The sequence below is a fragment of the Pseudomonas sp. NPDC087185 genome, assembly GCF_044744955.1.
Classification (GTDB): Bacteria; Pseudomonadota; Gammaproteobacteria; order Pseudomonadales; family Pseudomonadaceae; genus Aquipseudomonas.
Map to the genome: position 1 here is coordinate 307,786 of NZ_JBIUZK010000002.1, position 18,100 is coordinate 325,885.

At 64.0% G+C, this 18,100-nt stretch carries 15 protein-coding genes and 1 tRNA gene; 9 read left to right on the forward strand and 7 right to left on the reverse strand.

What is annotated here, in order from left to right:
- Window positions 1–49: 49 nt before the first annotated feature.
- The gene (prpD, locus tag ACIPIJ_RS06715) at window positions 50–1,534 is read left to right on the forward strand and encodes a 2-methylcitrate dehydratase (protein ID WP_401074104.1); all 1,485 of its coding nucleotides are present in this window, start codon (window positions 50–52) and stop codon (window positions 1,532–1,534) included.
- 104 nt (window positions 1,535–1,638) lie between these two features.
- Here prpD and acnB read toward each other — a convergent pair whose 3' ends face one another.
- Window positions 1,639–4,248: a bifunctional aconitate hydratase 2/2-methylisocitrate dehydratase gene (gene acnB / locus ACIPIJ_RS06720; RefSeq protein WP_401075704.1), complete on the reverse strand. Its 2,610-nt coding sequence runs from the start codon at window positions 4,246–4,248 to the stop codon at window positions 1,639–1,641.
- A gap of 406 nt (window positions 4,249–4,654) precedes the next feature.
- Here acnB and ACIPIJ_RS06725 point away from each other — a divergent pair, with 406 nt between their 5' ends.
- Window positions 4,655–5,137: a DUF1289 domain-containing protein gene (locus tag ACIPIJ_RS06725; protein ID WP_401074107.1), complete on the forward strand. Its 483-nt coding sequence runs from the start codon at window positions 4,655–4,657 to the stop codon at window positions 5,135–5,137.
- 93 nt (window positions 5,138–5,230) lie between these two features.
- Here the strand turns inward: ACIPIJ_RS06725 and queD are convergent, their stop codons facing one another.
- Together queD and ACIPIJ_RS06735 are read right to left on the reverse strand one after the other, a co-directional pair.
- On the reverse strand, window positions 5,231–5,587 hold the full coding sequence (gene queD / locus ACIPIJ_RS06730) for a 6-carboxytetrahydropterin synthase QueD (RefSeq protein WP_158460771.1): 357 nt from the start codon (window positions 5,585–5,587) through the stop codon (window positions 5,231–5,233).
- 53 nt (window positions 5,588–5,640) lie between these two features.
- Window positions 5,641–6,720, reverse strand: coding sequence for a patatin-like phospholipase family protein (locus ACIPIJ_RS06735; protein ID WP_401074109.1), 1,080 nt, complete (start codon window positions 6,718–6,720; stop codon window positions 5,641–5,643).
- Window positions 6,721–6,872: 152 nt separating this feature from the next.
- Here ACIPIJ_RS06735 and ACIPIJ_RS06740 point away from each other — a divergent pair, with 152 nt between their 5' ends.
- The 5 genes from ACIPIJ_RS06740 (at window position 6,873) to ACIPIJ_RS06760 (ending at window position 10,844) form a co-directional block, all read left to right on the forward strand.
- Window positions 6,873–7,181 (forward strand): PepSY domain-containing protein, encoded by a 309-nt coding sequence (locus tag ACIPIJ_RS06740; RefSeq protein WP_401074112.1) that lies wholly within the window; start codon window positions 6,873–6,875, stop codon window positions 7,179–7,181.
- Window positions 7,181–7,495 (forward strand): PepSY domain-containing protein, encoded by a 315-nt coding sequence (locus tag ACIPIJ_RS06745; RefSeq protein ID WP_401074115.1) that lies wholly within the window; start codon window positions 7,181–7,183, stop codon window positions 7,493–7,495. Before ACIPIJ_RS06740 ends, ACIPIJ_RS06745 begins: the two co-directional genes overlap by 1 nt.
- A complete protein-coding gene (locus ACIPIJ_RS06750) occupies window positions 7,496–8,164 on the forward strand; it encodes a response regulator transcription factor (RefSeq protein ID WP_401074117.1) in 669 nt (222 codons plus the stop codon).
- Window positions 8,161–9,480: a sensor histidine kinase gene (locus ACIPIJ_RS06755; RefSeq protein ID WP_401074120.1), complete on the forward strand. Its 1,320-nt coding sequence runs from the start codon at window positions 8,161–8,163 to the stop codon at window positions 9,478–9,480. The genes ACIPIJ_RS06750 and ACIPIJ_RS06755 overlap by 4 nt, the downstream gene beginning before the upstream one ends.
- A 206-nt stretch (window positions 9,481–9,686) precedes the next feature.
- The gene (locus ACIPIJ_RS06760) at window positions 9,687–10,844 is read left to right on the forward strand and encodes an HPP family protein (protein WP_401074123.1); all 1,158 of its coding nucleotides are present in this window, start codon (window positions 9,687–9,689) and stop codon (window positions 10,842–10,844) included.
- On the opposite strand, the gene ACIPIJ_RS06765 is transcribed toward ACIPIJ_RS06760, so the two are convergent.
- Window positions 10,818–11,684 (reverse strand): LysR family transcriptional regulator, encoded by an 867-nt coding sequence (locus ACIPIJ_RS06765; protein ID WP_401074125.1) that lies wholly within the window; start codon window positions 11,682–11,684, stop codon window positions 10,818–10,820. The genes ACIPIJ_RS06760 and ACIPIJ_RS06765 overlap by 27 nt on opposite strands.
- Before the next feature lie 180 nt (window positions 11,685–11,864).
- Between ACIPIJ_RS06765 and ACIPIJ_RS06770 the strand changes: the two genes are divergently transcribed.
- On the forward strand, window positions 11,865–13,754 hold the full coding sequence (locus tag ACIPIJ_RS06770; protein ID WP_401074127.1) for a propionyl-CoA synthetase: 1,890 nt from the start codon (window positions 11,865–11,867) through the stop codon (window positions 13,752–13,754).
- Between the two features lie 34 nt (window positions 13,755–13,788).
- Here ACIPIJ_RS06770 and zapE read toward each other — a convergent pair whose 3' ends face one another.
- Together zapE and ACIPIJ_RS06780 are read right to left on the reverse strand one after the other, a co-directional pair.
- Window positions 13,789–14,862: a cell division protein ZapE gene (zapE, locus tag ACIPIJ_RS06775; RefSeq protein WP_401074129.1), complete on the reverse strand. Its 1,074-nt coding sequence runs from the start codon at window positions 14,860–14,862 to the stop codon at window positions 13,789–13,791.
- A 105-nt stretch (window positions 14,863–14,967) separates the two neighbouring features.
- Window positions 14,968–15,210 carry a hypothetical protein gene (locus ACIPIJ_RS06780; RefSeq protein ID WP_401074131.1) on the reverse strand — a complete coding sequence of 81 codons (243 nt, stop codon included), beginning with the start codon at window positions 15,208–15,210 and terminating at the stop codon, window positions 14,968–14,970.
- A 270-nt stretch (window positions 15,211–15,480) separates the two neighbouring features.
- Here ACIPIJ_RS06780 and ACIPIJ_RS06785 point away from each other — a divergent pair.
- Window positions 15,481–15,555, forward strand: a tRNA-Gln gene (locus ACIPIJ_RS06785).
- A 143-nt stretch (window positions 15,556–15,698) separates the two neighbouring features.
- On the opposite strand, the gene ACIPIJ_RS06790 is transcribed toward ACIPIJ_RS06785, so the two are convergent.
- Entirely contained in the window at window positions 15,699–18,086 is a 2,388-nt protein-coding gene (locus tag ACIPIJ_RS06790) for a response regulator (RefSeq protein WP_401074134.1), read from the reverse strand.
- Between the last annotated feature and the right edge of the window lie 14 nt (window positions 18,087–18,100).

Below are 18,100 nucleotides of genomic sequence, written 5' to 3' on the forward strand. Positions count from 1 at the left end.
CTTTGGATGAGTAGGGCCGCTGTGCGGCCCCAATTCACAGGAGCTGCAAATGAGCGCCAACGTAGACCTGAACGAGCGCCCTGACTACGACGGGGTGCTGCAAACCCTCGCCGACTATGTCCTCACCTACCGGGTTGAATCGCCCGAGGCGATGGATACCGCGCGCAACTGCCTGATGGACACGTTGGGCTGCGGCTTGCTGGCGCTGCGCTTCCCTGAATGCACCAAACACCTCGGCCCGATCGTGGAAGGCACCGTGGTGCCCAATGGCGCCCGCGTGCCAGGCACCAGCTACCGCCTGGACCCGGTCAAGGCGGCCTGGGACATCGGCTGCACCGTGCGCTGGCTGGATTACAACGACACCTGGCTGGCAGCCGAATGGGCTCACCCTTCGGACAACCTGGGCGGCATCCTGGCGGTGGCCGATCACCTGTCGCAAAAGCACGTGGCCAAGGGTGAAGCCCCGTTGCAGATGCGCGAAGTGCTCGAGGCCATGGTCATGGCGCACGAGATCCAGGGGGTGCTGGCGTTGGAAAACTCGTTCAACCGCGTCGGCCTGGACCACGTGATACTGGTCAAGGTGGCCTCCACGGCGGTGTGCGCCAAGCTGATGGGTGCGAATCGCGAGCAGTTGCTATCGGCCTTGTCCCATGCTTTCGTCGACGGGCAGGCGCTGCGCACTTACCGCCATGCGCCCAATGCTGGGTCACGCAAGTCCTGGGCTGCCGGCGATGCCTCCAGCCGCGGTGTGCGCCTGGCGGATATCGCGCTGCGTGGCGAGATGGGCGTGCCAGGCGTGCTCACGGCGGCGCAATGGGGTTTCTACGATGTGTCGTTCAGCCACACCAACAAAGACCTGGCGCTCAAGCCGTCGGCCCAGCAGGCGTTGAGCCTGCCGCAACCCTTGGGCAGCTACGTGATGGAAAACGTGCTGTTCAAGGTCAGCTTCGCCGCCGAATTCCATGCCCAGACCGCCTGCGAGGCGGCGGTGAGCCTGCACCCGCAGGTGCGCAACCGTCTGCATGAAGTCGACCGTATCGTCATCACCACGCAGGAGTCGGCGATCCGCATCATCTCCAAGGTCGGCCCGCTGGCCAATGCCGCCGACCGCGATCACTGCCTGCAGTACATGGTGGCGGTGCCGCTGATTTTCGGCCATCTGGTGGCCGAGCACTATGAAGACGCGTTCCATGCCGCTCACCCGAGCATCGATCGCCTGCGCGAGAAGATGGAAGTGGTCGAGGATCCGCGGTTCACGCGTGAATACCTGGAAGCGGACAAGCGCTCGATTGCCAATGGCCTGCAAGTGTTTTTCAAGGATGGCAGCAACACCGACCAGGTGGTGGTCGAGTACCCGGTCGGGCACCGGCGCCGGCGCGGGGAGGGCATACCGCTGTTGGAGGCGAAGTTCAGGGAGAACCTGGCGACGCGGTTTGCGCGGCAGCGCTGTAAGGACATTTTCGAGCTGTGCGAGGATCAGCAAAAGCTGGAAGCGACAGCGGTGCACAGGTTTGTGGATCTGTTCGTGATGTGAGGTTGCCCGTGCGGCTCTCTTCGCCGGGCCGCCGCGAAGGGGCCCGAAAGCGCAATAAAAAACCCCAGCATCTCTGCCGGGGTTTTTTTACAGCGTCCTGCTAATTACGCCTGAACAACCGGGATCTTGGCGTTGGCCGCAGCCTCGCGGAACTCGGCGATCTGGTCGAAGCTCAGGTAGCGGTAGACGTCGGCAGCCATGCTGTCGATGTCTTTGGCGTACTGCATGTACTCTTCGACGGTTGGCAGTTTGCCGATGATCGAAGCGACAGCAGCCAGCTCGGCCGATGCCAGGTACACATTGGTCGCGTCGCCCAGGCGGTTCGGGAAGTTACGGGTCGAGGTGGAAACCACGGTCGAACCCGTCTGCACACGTGCCTGGTTACCCATGCACAGCGAGCAGCCTGGCATTTCCATGCGCGCACCGGCTTTGCCGTAGATGCCGTAGTAGCCTTCTTCGGTCAGCTGGTGAGCGTCCATCTTGGTTGGCGGGGCCAGCCACAGACGGGTCGGGATACCGCCCTTGACCTTCTCCAGCAGCTTGCCGGCGGCGCGGAAGTGGCCGATGTTGGTCATGCACGAACCGATGAACACTTCGTCGATCTTCTCGCCCTGTACCGAAGACAGCAGGCGGGCATCGTCCGGGTCGTTTGGCGCGCAGAGCACAGGCTCCTTGACGTCAGCCAGGTCGATTTCGATGATTTCGGCGTACTCGGCATCAGCGTCGGCCGCCAGCAGCTCAGGCTTGGCCAGCCAGGCTTCCATGGCCTGGGCGCGACGCTCCAGGGTGCGTGGGTCGCCGTAGCCTTCGCCGATCATCCAGCGCAGCAGGGTGATGTTGGACTGCAGGTATTCGGCGATGGCCTTTTCCGGCAGCTTGATGGTGCAACCGGCAGCAGAGCGCTCGGCCGAGGCGTCGGACAGCTCGAACGCTTGCTCGACGGTCAGTTCGTCCAGGCCTTCGATTTCCAGGATGCGGCCGGAGAAGGCGTTTTTCTTGCCCTTCTTCTCGACGGTCAGCAGGCCTTTCTGGATGGCGTAGTAAGGGATGGCATGGACCAGGTCACGCAGAGTGATGCCCGGTTGCAGTTTGCCCTTGAAGCGCACCAGGATCGACTCTGGCATGTCCAGCGGCATGACGCCGGTCGCGGCGGCGAAGGCCACCAGGCCGGAACCGGCCGGGAACGAAATGCCGATCGGGAAGCGGGTGTGCGAGTCACCACCGGTGCCGACGGTGTCCGGCATCAGCATGCGGTTCAGCCAGCTGTGGATAATGCCGTCGCCTGGGCGCAGCGACACGCCGCCACGGGTGCGGATGAAGTCTGGCAGGGTGTGATGGGTGGTGACGTCGATCGGCTTCGGATAGGCCGCGGTGTGGCAGAACGACTGCATCACCAGGTCAGCGGAGAAGCCCAGGCATGCCAGGTCTTTCAGCTCGTCGCGGGTCATCGGGCCGGTGGTGTCCTGAGAACCGACAGTGGTCATCTTCGGCTCGCAGTAGGCACCTGGACGCACACCTTGGCCTTCTGGCAGGCCGCAAGCACGGCCAACCATTTTTTGCGCGAGGGTGAAGCCTTTGCCGGAGTCGGCAGGCTGCTCTGGCTTCTTGAACAGGTCGGAAGCACCCAGGCCCAGTTCGGCGCGGGCTTTTTCGGTCAGGCCACGGCCGACGATCAGCGGGATACGGCCGCCAGCGCGGACTTCATCCAGCAGCACTTCGGTTTTCAGCTCGAAGTTGGTGACCAGCTCGTCGCTTTCGTGACGGCGTACTTCACCTTTGTACGGGTAGACGTCGATGACATCGCCCATGCCCAGGTTGGTGCAGTCGAATTCGATCGGCAGGGCGCCGGCGTCTTCCATGGTGTTGTAGAAGATCGGGGCGATCTTGGTGCCGAAGCAGAAACCACCGGCGCGCTTGTTCGGAACAAACGGAATGTCGTCACCGAAGAACCACAGCACCGAGTTGGTGGCGGACTTACGCGACGAACCGGTACCGACGACGTCACCGACGTAGGCGACCGGGAAGCCTTTGGCCTTGACCGCTTCGATCTGTGCCAGTGGGCCGACCGAACCTGGCTGCGAAGGCTCGATGCCGTCGCGGGCCATTTTCAGCATCGCCAGGGCGTGCAGCGGGATGTCAGGGCGCGACCAGGCGTCCGGGGCAGGGGACAGGTCGTCGGTGTTGGTTTCGCCAGGCACCTTGAACACGGTCAGGGTGTATTTGTCGGCGATGGCCGGGCGGGCGGTGAACCACTCGCCGGCAGCCCAGGACTCCAGTACGGCCTTGGCGTGGACGTTGCCCGCCTTGGCTTTTTCGGCCACGTCGTGGAAGGCATCGAACATCAGCAGGGTGTGTTTGAGCTTCTCGGCCGCGACGGCGCCCAGTTCGGCGTCATCCAGCAGCGCGACCAGCGTTTCGATGTTGTAGCCGCCCTGCATGGTGCCCAGCAGCTCGGTGGCGTGCTTGCGGTCGATCAGCGGGGAGTTGGCTTCACCCTTGGCCACGGCGGAGAGGAAGGCGGCCTTGACGTAGGCAGCTTCGTCGACCCCTGGTGGAACGCGGTTGGTGATCAGGTCTACGAGGAAGGCTTCTTCGCCGGCTGGCGGGTTTTTCAGCAGCTCGACCAGGCCTGCAGTTTGTTCGGCGTTCAGCGGCTGGGGCACGATACCCAGGGCGGCACGCTCTTCGATGTGTTTGCGGTAGGCTTCAAGCACAGTTATTACCCTCATCAGTGGTCCCTAAAGGGAGTCCGGGACGCTCATCCAGCATTCTCCACACCCATGCGCAATGACGGCTTCTTGGGCCGCCCAGCCAGGGTCGCAGAGAATCCTTACAGAAGCTGCTTTCAAAGTTTTACGCCTGCAGAACGGGGAGCTGATGAGGGCTGGCGCGGGCATGCGAGGGGTGCATGGCCCGGGCCAACGCCGTTCTACCGGATTAACTGTGCTCGTGACGCTTTGAAAACAGCTTCCAACGGACATTGTTGCCTTGAAAAGGCGGGATGATTCTACGGCAAATTGTCGCGCAAGGTAAGGCGGCGAACATGACTTTAACGAGTGACCGTGGTTAGACAAAGGGCTAACATGGGCCTGTGTTCCACCGCCAAGCCGTTGTTTTTCCATGTCCAACCAGTCCATCAAGACCCCTTGCGTCGGCCTTTGCTCCACGGTGTATGGAGACACGGTGTGCCGTGGCTGCAAGCGTTTCCACCACGAAGTGATCCATTGGAATGGCTACGACGAGGCGCAGAAGCGCGCCGTGTGGCTGCGCCTGGAGCAGCTTCTGGCGCAGGTGATGATGGCCAAACTGGAAGTGTTCGACAAAAGTCTGCTGCGCCAGCAACTGCAGCATCGCTCGATCCGCTTCGTCGAACAGCAGTCCGAATATTGCTGGGCGTACCAGCTGATTGCCCGCGGGGCGCGGATGATTCGCGATGTGGAGGCCTACGGCATGGCCTTGCTGCCGGAGTTTCGTGACTGGGAGCTGCCGCAGTTGCGCGATGCCATCGACCGCGAATTCTTCTTGCTGTCCGAAGCGCATTACCAGCGCTATATCGCCCCGAGCTTCTTGCGCGATGCCCTGGAGAATGGGCAGCAGGGCTGAGGCCTTGTGGTGAATTTGCCGGCCCCTTTGCGGGTACTACACAGGTAATGAATGCTGTGGCGTACCCGCGAAGAGGGCGGCGAATATCCCGCGTCAATCCCCGGTGTATTCGCATCCGCTGGTGCAGGTCTCGTGAATGCGCACCTTGGACAGCTCTGGCAGCAACGGCTTGACCTGTTCCCAGATCCACTTGGCGATCACTTCGCTGGTCGGGTTCTCCAGGCCAGGAATGTCGTTCAGGTAGTTATGGTCCAACTGCTCGTAGATCGGCTTGAAGACTGCCTTGATCTCGGAAAAGTCGCGGATCCAGCCGGTGTGCGGGTCGAGTGGGCCGGTCAGGTGCAGGGCGACCTTGAACGAGTGCCCATGCAGGCGGCCGCACTTGTGCCCGGGGGCGACGTTGGGCAGGCGGTGGGCCGATTCGAAAGTAAATTCCTTGAAGATTTCCACGCTGTCAGAACTCTGTGTGTATCAATGATGCGCGCAGTCTACCAGCATGGCCGCTACAAGGCTTGCAACTGATCCTGCAGCCGCCCGGTGGCGATCAGCTCCAGCAATTCATCGCCCAGCCGCTGGCTTTCGGCGATGGCCTTGTACCAGTAGCGCTTGCGGCTTGGGGCATCGCCCATGAAACGCTTGAAGTCGTTGCGGTCGGGCAGCTTGCCGAAGGGCAGGGCGGCCAGGTACTGCGGTGACGGCGTCAGCAGCAGCACGTTCTGCAGACGCGTGGCATCACCCCTGCGCCACGGCAGCGCCTTGTCGAACCAGCCGGGCACGACCTTGTCGGTAAAGTGCGGGTAGAGCACCAGGTCGTCGCCGCGGTATGGCAGGTCCAGGTGGTAGTCCAGCAGGCCGCCGTCGCGGTAGGTGCCGCTGCCGACGCCAGGGATGTCGCGCACACCTTCCATCACCATCGGGATCGAGCCGGACGCCAGCAGGGCATGACGCAAGTTGGCCAGGGCCAGCGGCAGGCAGCGCGAGGGGAAGTCAGTCAGGGCGTCGAGCGGCGGCGCGGCGCGTGCGTCGTGCAGGATGATGCGTTCAAAATGCCGGCCCAGGCGTGCGCGGCCCAGCAGGTTGCTGGCGATCACCGAACCCAGGCCCATGCCCAGGCGGCCACGGTGGTCGTGGGCCAGCTGCCCATGGCTCTTGACCACCAGAATGTTCAGGCGATAGTGCGGGTTGGTCAGAATCTGCCCGTCACGGCCCTGCAACAGGTCGTCGAGCATGCGTTGGCAACTGCGGGTGATCTCGCTCGGCGTGACGCCCTTGGCGAAATCCTGCTCGGTATACAGTTCGCCCAGGCGCCGGATGCCTTCGACCGGGTCGGCAAGGCAGGCGCTGGCGAAGCGCCAGGAGCCGATCGAGGCGCCGATCAAGGCCCGCTGGCGGGGTGCCGACGGCAGCCACTCACCGAACAAGGCCAGGTCCAGGCCCTGAATGCCCAAGGGCTTCGGGCCACCCGCCGCACCTGGCACTACACCCACATCCGCCGCCTGCAGGCCGCGCTCGCGGATTTGCTGCAACGCACGCGTGCCGGCCTTGAAGGTCAAGGCAGGGAATTTGATGTGAATAGCGCTCATGGGGACCTCGGCGGCAGCTAGCGGGTCAGTATAAGGTCTGAATGCGGTAAGCGGCTGCGCTATCATGGCGCCAGCTGTTTTCAGGTTGAGTTAAGGACCGGTGGTTAATCTTAACCCCGTAGACAAATTACACATCTCGATGGAGAGACCCCATGAAAACTTTGACTGCCCTGTTCACTGCCGCTGCCCTGGCTTTCGGCGCCAACGTTGCCCTGGCCAAGGACGTTCAGCCTGACGAAGTGGTCAAGCTGGTCAACGCCAAGACCATCAAGTCGCTGGATGAGCTCAAGGCTGCAGCCGTGGCCAAGCACCCAGGCGCCACCGTCACCGATTCGGAGCTTGAAGACGAGTACGGCCGCTACATCTACAAGGTCGAGCTGCGTGACCAGCAGAACGTCGAGTGGGACGTGGACCTGGACGCCAAGACCGGTGAAGTACTCAAGGACGCACGAGACAACTGATGATCCATCTACCCCGGTCGGCGCGTTACCTGGCGGTAGCGCTGCTGGCCGTCTGCTCCCTGGCCGTTGCCCGTGACCTGGACCAGGATGAAGCCCTGAAGCTGCGCCAGAAGGGCATCATCCTGCCGCTCGAGCAACTGCTCGAGACCGCCCTGGGGCGTTACCCCGGGGCGCGGTTGCTGGAGGCGGAGCTGGAAGAAGACGATGATCGCTACGAATATGAAGTCGAGCTGTTGACCACCCAAGGCGTGGTGCGCGAGATCAAGCTCGATGCCAGCACCGGGGCCCTGCTCAAAGACGAGGAAGACGACTGAATGCGCCTGTTGCTTGTCGAGGACAACGTGCCTCTGGCTGATGAACTGCTCGCCGGCCTGCAGCGTCAGGGCTACGCCGTGGATTGGCTGGCCGACGGCCGTGATGCGGTGTATCAGGGCCAGAGTGAACCCTACGACCTGATCATCCTCGACCTCGGCTTGCCGGGGTTGCCGGGCCTGGAGGTGCTGGCACAGTGGCGTGCCGGCGGCCTGGCCACGCCGGTGCTGATCCTCACTGCGCGCGGCTCGTGGGCCGAGCGCATCGAGGGGCTGAAGGCTGGCGCCGACGATTACCTGAGCAAGCCGTTTCACCCTGAAGAACTGCAACTGCGCATCCAGTCCCTGCTCCGCAGGGCCCGCGGCCTGGCCAACCAGCCCACGCTGGAAGCTGCAGGGCTGCACCTGGATGAAAGCCGCCAGTGCGTGAGCCGCGAGGGCGTGGACATCCAGTTGACCGCCGCCGAGTTCCGTCTGTTGCGCTACTTCATGCTGCACCCGCAGCAAATTCTGTCCAAGAGCCACCTGGCCGAGCACTTGTACGACGGTGAAACCGAGCGCGACTCCAATGTGCTGGAAGTCCACGTCAACCACCTGCGCCGCAAGCTGGGCCGCAGTGTCATCGAGACCCGCCGCGGGCAGGGCTACATCTACGCAGGGAGCACCGTGTGAAGTCGATCCAGGCACGGTTGAGCCTGGGCCTGGTAGCCGTGCTGGTGGTGGTTGGCGTGGTGCTGGCGCAGCTTACCCTGTGGCTGTTCGAGGCCGGCTTACAGCGCTACCTGGAAAACGGCCTGCGCAAGGAGAGCGAGAACCTGCTGGTGGCGCTGGTGCGCGGGCCGTCGGGCCTGCAGTTGGATGAGCGGCGCGTCTCCGCCGCCTACCAACGGCCGTTCTCCGGCTACTACTTCCGGATCGATTTCGACCAGGGCACCTGGCGTTCGCGCTCGTTGTGGGACCTGGACATGCCCAAGCCGTCTGCGCCAGGGCTTTCCGACAGTCATGAACTGGGCCCGGAAGGGCAGCAGTTGCTTGCGCTGCGGGCCGACTATCGGCGCCTGGGTCAGGACATCTCGATCAGCGTGGCCCAGGATTATTCGCCCGTACGCGAGGGCTTCCGCCGCCTGCAGCAGATCGGCCTGGGCATGGGGCTGGTGGCGCTGATCCTGGTGCTGGTGCTGCAGCGCATCACCGTCACGCGCTCGCTGCGCCCGCTGGAGCGCGCACGCGTGCAGGTCGCCCAGCTGCAACAAGGCCGGCGCTCGCAGCTCGATGCCGAGGTGCCCAGCGAGCTGGCGCCGCTGGTGGGCCAGATCAACCACTTGCTCAGCCATACCGAAGACAGCCTGCGTCGCTCGCGCAACGCCCTGGGCAACCTCGGCCACGCGCTGAAGACGCCCTTGGCGGTGCTCCTGAGCCTGGCCTCCAGCGAGCGTCTGAAAGACCTGCCCGAAGTTCGTACGCAACTGCGTGAGCAACTGGAGCAGATCCAGCAGCGCCTGGCCCGCGAACTGAACCGCGCGCGCCTTGCCGGTGATGCGTTGCCGGGTGCGCAGTTCGACTGCGATGCCGAACTGCCGGGGTTGCTCGCCACCCTGGGCATGATCCATGGCGAGGGCCTGCAGCTGGAGCGTGACGTGCCGCCAGGTTTGCTGCTGCCCTGGGACCGGGAAGACGTTCTGGAGCTGCTCGGCAACCTGCTGGACAACGCTTGCAAGTGGGCAGACAGCGAAGTCCGGCTGGGTATCGCGCCGTCCGCCCAGGGGTACCGGCTGTGGGTCGATGACGACGGCCCGGGTATTCCTGAAAGCCAGCGCCTGCAGGTGCTGGAGCGTGGCTCGCGGCTGGATGAACAGGTTGAGGGGCATGGCCTGGGGCTGGGCATCGTGCGGGACATCGTCGATGCCTGGGGCGGGACTCTGGCCTTGCTCGAAAGCCCCTTGGGCGGCTTGCGGGTGAGCATCGAGTTGCCGCGCAAGGGGCGTTGATCGTTCAAGGCTCCAATCAGTACTGCAAAAATATTGCAGCACAGCCGCATTTTTTTGAATTGGCCCAACCCCGTCGCCGACCGGCACAATCCCCCTCAAGAAACCCTGCGGTTTCCATCTCTCCACGGACGGAGCCCCCTAAAGGGCCCAGGCCCATCCGGCTGGGCTTTCTTTTTAATCAAAAAAATACCCACACGATTACTTAAATGTCTGCCTCGCGTTCTGAAAGTCGTCTGCAGCGGCTGTTGCCAGCGCCGTTGAATATCCCCCCCAAACAAGGGTTGCGTGCTGGTATTGGCGCGCTGCTTGGCCTGTTTCTCGCCGGTTGGTTGACCAGCATGGCCTACGGCCCTGGGATCGCCTTGCACCTGCTGGGCCCGCTGGCGGCGTCGGCGGTGCTGGTGTTTGCCGTACATTCCGGGCCGTTGGCGCAGCCTTGGCCGGTGCTGGGCAGCTATGCCCTGGCGGGGGGAGTGGGCCTGGCCATGCGTGAGGGCTTCGGCCCGGAACTGTGGGTCGCGGCTGCGGCGCTGGGTCTTTCGATCCTGGTGATGTGCCTGTTGCGCTGCCTGCACCCGCCGGGTGGTGGTGTGGCGGTGAGCGCGGTATTGGCCGACTCGGGGCTGACCGCGCTGGGCGATCACCTGCTCGAACCGGTGCTGCTCAACGCGCTGATCCTGGTGGGGGTGGCGGTGCTGTACAACCGCCTGACCGGCGTGCGCTACCCCAAGGGCGCGGCGCCACGCAAAGACCTGCACCACACCCACGACCCGCTGCCCAGCGAGCGGGTCGGGGTCAGTGGCGCGGACCTGGACCAGGCCCTGGAAGAGATTGGCGAGTTCGTCGACGTCACCCGCGACGAACTGGAACGCATTATCCTGGCCACCGAACAGCGCGCCCTGCAGCGCAGCCTTGGCGGTATCACGGCGGCTTCGGTGATGTCCCGCGATGTGCAGTTCGCCTCGCCGAGCACCACCCTGGAGCAGGCTTGGAAGATGCTCGCCAGTCACCACCTGAAAACCTTGCCGGTGCTGCAGCAGGGCAAGCTGGTGGGCATCGTCAGCCTCAGCGACCTGGTTGGCCCGGCCATGCAGCGCGGCCAGTTCAGCTGGCGGCGCCTGTTCGGCCGCAAGGCGGTGCGCATGGAGCAGGTGATGAGCCGGCGGGTGGTCAGTGTGACCAGCCAGCATCCGCTGGAGCGCCTGCTGCCGCTGCTGTGCGAGCAGGGCCTGCACTGCCTGCCGGTGCTCGACGGTGACCAGCTGGTGGGCGTGATTACCCAGACCGACCTGATCGCCGGCCTTAAACGCCAGTTGCTCAGCGCCGCTGGCAGCCTTTCAGATCAGCGGGTCCCAGCGTTGTGACCAATCGCTGGCGCCGGCGGCCACCAGCCGGCGCAGCACCGCGAACGCCTGTTGCAGGGCTTCGCTGTCCCGCTTGCGCGGGTATACCAGGAAGGTGGGGTAGGTGAACTCCGGGGCCTGCGGCACCCGCTCGAACACACCGTTGTCCAGGTAGGCCTGCACCACGCGCGTACGGAAATAGCCACTGCCGCCCTGGTCCAGAATGAACTGCAAGGCCAGCGGCCCGAGGTTGAAGCTCAGCGCCGGGCGCGCGCAGTCGGGCAGGGCGGCGTCGTGCTGGCGGCGGAAGGCCTCGCCCCAGTCGATGTAGATGTACGGTTCGGGTAGATCGACCCGGCGTACGCGTATCAGCTTCTCTTCCATCAACTGTTCCACCTGCAGGCCTGGGCCGTAGGTCGGCTGATACACCAGCGCGGCGTCCAGCAAGCCCATCTCTACTTTGCGCAGCAACGATTCACCGTCGCTCACTTCGCTGCGGATGGCATGGCTGGGCAACTCGCGGTGCAGGGCACTGACCCAGTCGAGCAGCATCGGGTTGCCCAAACTCACCTCGGCGCCCACGTGCAGCACCTGCTGGCAGCCCTGGGGCAGCGGCAGGTCGCGGCGCGCCGCCTCCCACGTCTGCACCAGCTGGTTGGCATAGCTGACGAAGGCTTCGCCGTCGCTGGTCAGGCTGGCGCCGTTACGGCTGCGCACGAACAGCTGGCAGCCCAGCTGCTGCTCAAGCCGCTGCACACGCGCGGTGATGGCCGTCTGCGACACGAACAGGCGCTCGGCGGCGGCGACCAGGCTGCCGCAACGCACGATTTCCAGAAAGGTTCGGGCCTGATCGATATCCATGGGCTGCTCAGTGGCGGGAAAGGGCGGCTATTCTAGAGCCTTTGCACTGTTATGGGGCGCATTGGCGTTCTCTGCAAATGTGCATATGCGTTGTGACTTTAGTCCCATGGCGGGCCCGGCGTGGCGGTCCATACTCAAGATTCGCCCTTCAATAACAACAAGTACCGGGTTGCCATCGACATGACTTACCAGCACAGCTACGCCCATTCCATTGCCGACCCTGCCGCTTTCTGGGCCGAACAGGCCGATCACCTGGCCTGGTACCGCAAACCTTCCCTGACCCTGCAGGAAAACCCCGACGGCACCCACCAATGGTTTGCCGACGGCCGCCTGAACAGTTGCTACCTGGCCCTAGACCGGCAGATCGAGCTGGGCCGGGGTGAGCAGGCCGCGCTGATCTACGACTCGCCCGTGACCGGCGTGCAGCAGGTGTTCACCTACAACCAGCTGCGTGACGAGGTGGCGCGCCTGGCCGGCCTGCTACACCAGCTAGGGGTGGGGCAAGGCGATGGTGTGATCATCTATATGCCGATGGTGCCCCAGGCCGCCATGGCCATGCTCGCCTGTGCGAGGATCGGCGCAGTGCATTCGGTGGTGTTTGGTGGTTTTGCAGCCAACGAACTGGCGCTGCGGATCGACGATGCGCGGCCGACGCTGCTGCTGACAGCCTCCTGCGGCCTGGAATTCGACCGGGTAATCGAGTACAAGCCGCTGGTCGACCGCGCCCTGCAACTGGCCCGCCACTCACCACGCCATGTGCTGGTGCTGCAGCGGCCCCAGGCCCGCGCGACGTTGCACGCAGACCGCGACCTGGACTGGCAGCAGGCACTGACCAATGCCGAACCGGTGCCCCCCGTGGCGCTGGATGCGGCTGACCCGCTGTACATCATGTACACCTCGGGCACCACCGGAAAACCCAAGGGCATCGTCCGTGAAAACGGCGGCAACGCGGTGGCGCTCTGTTATGCGATGCGGCACATCTACGGCATGCAGGCCGGCGATGTCTGGTGGGGCATTTCCGATGTCGGTTGGGTGGTCGGCCATTCGCTGATCGTCTACGGGCCGCTGATGAGCGGCTGCACCACGGTGTTCTATGAAGGCAAGCCGATCCGCACGCCGGATGCCTCGGCCTATTGGCGCGTGGTCGAACAGTACAAGGTCAATGCGCTGTTCTGCGCGCCGACCGCCATGCGCGCGATCCGCAAGGAAGACCCGGACGGCGAGTTGATCCGCAGGCATGACCTGAGTTCGTTGCGGCAACTGTTCCTGGCCGGCGAGAAGCTCGACTCCAGCACCCATGAATGGCTGGAGCGGGTCAGCGGCAAGCCGGTGCACGACCACTGGTGGCAGACCGAGACCGGTTGGCCGGTTACCGCACCCTGTATCGGCCTGGAAGGCAGCGCGGCGCGGCCGGGGTCGAGCAACCGTGCGGTGCCGGGCTACCACGTGCGCGTGCTGGATGACGACGGGCATCTGCTCGGCCCGAATCACCAAGGTGCAATCGTCATCGCCCTGCCGTTGCCGCCCGGCTGCAGCCAGACGTTGTGGGGGGATCACGAGCGTTACCTGCAGGCGTACCTGCGGGCCTACCCGGGCTACTACCACACCGGCGATGGCGGCTACCTGGATGACGATGGCTTCGTCTACATCATGGGCCGAACCGATGACGTGATTAACGTCTCTGGCCATCGCCTGTCCACTGGCGAGATGGAAGACCTGGTGGCGCGCCACCCGGCAGTGGCCGAGTGTGCGGTGATTGGCGTGCATGACGAGATCAAGGGCCAGGTGCCGCTGGCGCTGGTGGTGCTCAAGGATGGCGAGGGCATTACCGAGTCGCAGCTGCAGGTCGAGTTGGTAGGCAGTGTGCGCGAGGCGATCGGTGCGCTGGCGTGTTTCAACCGGGTGCGCCGGGTGAAACGGCTGCCGAAGACCCGTTCCGGGAAGATTTTGCGGGCGGTGCTGCGCAAGATCGCCGATGGGCAGGACTATGTTGCGCCTTCGACCCTGGATGATCCGGCGGTGCTGGGGGAGATCGAAGCGGTGCTGGCGGATTTGCCCAGGGCTGGTTGAGTAGTGACAACCGGGGCTGCGCAGCGGCCCCAGGTCATTCAGGCCCGACCTGATGCAACTGCCCCAACCGGCTGCGGGTACGCATCAGGTCGGCGATAGCGCCGCCCAGGCTTTCCTCCAACGGCCTGCGCCCGATCACCGTCACCTGCCGATCCTGGTCATACAGCACATCCACCAGGTTGACGAACCGCTGCTGCGCCGCCAGTGAACACTCCGAGAGGTCATCAAGCCCATCGATCACCCACGCCTCGTACAGCTGGGCAAGCTGCAGGTAATCGATCACCGCCGTCGGCTGCTCGCACAGGTCATCGAAGGCGAACATCACCTGCCGACCGTCACTGCCCAGCGCCCGCAGGTTGCGTTTGTTCACTTGCAGCGTGAGCGGGTGCGCGGCCGGTACCTTCAGCGCCTGGCGCTGCGCAGCATTACCCGGCCATACATAGTGGCCCTGGGTAAACCGCTGGTGCTCACGGTTGGCTGGCAAGCTGCGAAAATCGGTGTCACCCCCCACCTCTAGCACCTCCATGCGCCCGTTTATCAAGCGGATCACCGGCAGAAAACGCTCGTGGTACAGCGGGTTGGGCAGCAGCCCTTCGGGTGCATAGTTGGAGGTCAGCAGAAGGAAAATACCGCGCGCGAATAGCGCGTTGAACAGGCGGGTGAGCAGCATGGCATCGCCGATGTCATGCACATGGAATTCGTCGAAACACAGCACCTGGCAGTCGCCCAGCAGTTCGTCCAGCGTCGCCCCCAAGGCATCGTCCAGCAAGCGGTGGCGGTGCATGCCCTGGTGCAGCCGGGCGAAAAAGTCATGGAAGTGCAGGCGCCGTTTGGCCTCGACCGGCACGGCCTGGTAAAACCCGTCGAGCAGCCAGCTCTTGCCGCGGCCTACCGAGCCGTACAGGTAGAGGCTGCGTGGCGCGCCACCCGGCAGCCGCGCCAGCTGCTCGGCCATGCTGTGGATGACCCGCCGCTGGCCATCGCTGAGCTGATAGCCACGGTTTTGCGCCTTGTCTTCGAACCAGCGCAGCAATTCGCTCTGCTGGGGTGCAGCGGTACGCAGGCGCTGGCCGAGCTGGCGCAGGGGGGTAGGGATCCAGGCAGACAAGAACGCAGCTCCTTGGGCAACGGAAGGGCAGGGCGCAGCTTGCCCGAGGTCGGCCATTTTGACCAATACAAAAAATGCCGCGCATTGATCGCCTGGCCAGATAACTCAGCCCTTGCGCTCCAGCTGGCGCTCGATCATGTACTTGACGGTCAGCCTGCGCTCCTTGAGCTGGCGCAGGTCGTCATCCTGGAAATTGCCCGCCGAGATCGATTCGGCAGCCAGCACCTGGTTGTCGATGTCGATGTACTCGTCGAGCAGGCGGTCCAGCGTCTTGTCCTGCTGACGGCGCTGCTGGACGATCTCGCGGGGGTAGTGCAGGTCCTGGTACAAGTCGTGGGAAACGGGCATGGCATCCTCCTTGGTCAATGCAAAACGCTTATCTGATTGGAAGGGAGGAATGCGATTGTGTTGGAGCGAAGCGGCGGAAAAACGACGGGTGGTTGCCCTGGTTTGCCTCGCGAGGCGCTGCAAAACACTAACTTGCTGTTTTAAAGCATTTTTTTTGCTGCGGGGCTTCCCAGGTCGAAAAAATGTTGTTAAAGTGCCGCGCATTCCAAGACAACAACCCAGTTGTCACTCAGTTGGAATGGTCAGAGCAGCTAACGCTGCATCCGATACAGGGGCGTCGCCAAGCGGTAAGGCAGCAGGTTTTGATCCTGCCATGCGTTGGTTCGAATCCAGCCGCCCCTGCCATTTTCTTGTTCAAATACTATTTCTTATTCAGTGCAGATCACGTCGGCGCTGGGTTTTGTCGTTTCTGTCGTTTGTGCCGGCCCTTTCGCGGGTTTATCGGGGCGCCGAAGCGCCGCGAAAGGGCCTGTGCAGGCAACACCGAGCTATCGGGTGACCTGCAGCAGTTCATCCAGTGCCCGTGCCAGCTCTTCTGCCTCTACCGGCTTCTGCATCACCAGGCTGTCCGGCAACTCAAGCCCTTGCAACTCCGCATACCCGGTGAGGAACACCACCGGCAACCGCGGATGGCGCTCGCGCGCCGCCAGGGCCAATTGGGCGCCGTTGAATTCGGGCATGGCAAAGTCGGTGAGCAACAGGTCGATGCCGTCATCCAGCAAGGCCAGCGCCTGCTCGCCGTTGTGCGCCTGGCGCACCTGGTAGCCATATTGGCGCAACACATCGCCCAGCATGTCGCGCACCAGGTGGTCATCATCCACCAGCAGCACGGTGCGGTCGCGGCCGCTGTCGCTGATCGACTGCAACACCGCTGGGATGACCGGCTCGCTCGCCACCTCATGCTTCACCGCAGGCAAGTACACGGCCACCTGGGTGCCATGGCCTGGCGCGGTGTCGATGCGCACGCCACCGCCGGACTGCTTGGCAAAGCCGAACACCTGGGCCAGCCCCAGCCCGGAGCCCTTGCCGATGTCTTTGGTGGTGAAGAACGGCTCGAACACCTTGGCCACCACGTCTTCACTCATGCCGCAGCCAGTATCACGGATGCTCAGCATCACGTACTCACCGGGCTCCGGGTCTTCCGGGCGTTGCGGGCGGGCCTTGATCCGCGTGTTGCGGGTCGACAGGGTCAGCTGGCCACCCGCCGGCATGGCGTCGCGGGCATTGATGGCCAGGTTGAGGATGATCATTTCGGTCTGGGTCGGGTCGGTCAGCGCTTGCCACAGGCTGTGGTCCAGGTCCAGGCGTACCGAAACGTTGCCGCCCAAGGTGCGCCGCAGCAACTCCTCCAGGCCGCTCAACGTGCGGTTGAGGTTCAGTGGCACGGGCTCCAGGCGCTGGCGGCGAGAGAACGCGAGCAGCTGCGACGTCAGCTTGGCACCCCGTTCACCGGCCTCGCGGATGTGGGTAAGGCGCGTGCGGGCCTTGTCGAAGTTACTCTTTGCCAAGTCACGCTCAAGGAAACTGGCGCCGGTGAGGATCACCGTGAGCAGGTTGTTGAAGTCGTGGGCGACCCCGGCCGTCAACTGGCCGACCGCCTCCAGCCGCTGCATCTGCTGCAGCGCCGCCTCGATGCGCTCACGTTCGGTGATCTGTTCACGCAGGCGGTCGTTGGCTTCAGCCAGCCCTAGCGCCGCTTCGCGCTCGCTGGTGATATCGCGGGCCACCACATAAAGCAGCGTGTCTTCCGGCACCACTACCCAGGACAGCCAGCGCAACTGGCCCCCGGCATGCTGGATGCGGCCGACGAAGCGGGCACTGGTGCGGCCATGGGCGAGGGCGGCCAGTTCGGTCAGCAGCGATGCCTGGTCGGGCTCGGGCAGCAGCTGCAACAGCGAAGACTGGCTCAGGCGCTCGCGCGAAAAACCCAGGCTGGCCTCCCAGGCCGGGTTCAAGGCGACCGGTGTAAGGTCCTTGTTGAGCACGGCGAGCAAGTCCTGGGACAACTCCCAGGCCCGGTCACGCTCGCGGGTGCGGCGCTCGACACGTTCGCCGAGCATCTCGTTGAGCTGCTTGAGCGCCTGGGTGGCCAGGCGCTGCGCGTGGATGTCCTGCAGCACCCCGGAAAAACGGGTGCACTGGCCATCGACAAACTGGCACTGGCCGCTGCTGAGCAGCCAGCGCGGTTCCAGGCCATTGGGTTGGGCGATACGGAATTCGACCCGGTACAGGCCGTCACTGTCCGCGCGCATGGCCTGTTCCACAGCGTCGCGTACCCGTGCCACGTCATCGCTGTAGATGCCGGCATAGAACACGTCCAGGCTCATCTCGGTGTCAACCGGCAGGCCGAACAACGTCTTGCAACGGTCGTCCCAGATCAGCTGGCCTTCGCGGGCGCGAAAGTCCCAGGTGCCCATGCCGGCCGCATCGATGGCGATGCGTGCACGTGCCTCGACATCCGCCAAGGCTTCTTCGGCGCGGCGCCGGCGCTGGCGCTCATGCACTTCGGTCAGCGCCCGGTGCACCGCTTTGGGCAGCAGCGGCAGGTTCTTCTTCAGCACATAATCGGTGGCACCCAGGCGGATCATCTCCACCGCATGCTCTTCACCGTAGATGCCTGACAGGTAGATGAACGGCGTGTCCGGCGCCAAGCGCTGGGCGATGGCCAGCACCTCGGTGCCGGACGACCCGGGCAGCACGCAGTCGCATAGGATCAAGTCATAGCTGCCCGCGTGCAGGGCATCCTCGGCGGCGACATGGTCGAACACCAGGTGCGACTGCACGTGCAACCCGCTGCGCTCAAGGCTCAGCAGGGTCAGCTCGGCATCCATCGAGCTGTCTTCGACCATCAGTAGTTTAAGCGGTGTTGGCTGCATCTTCGCGGCGGGCC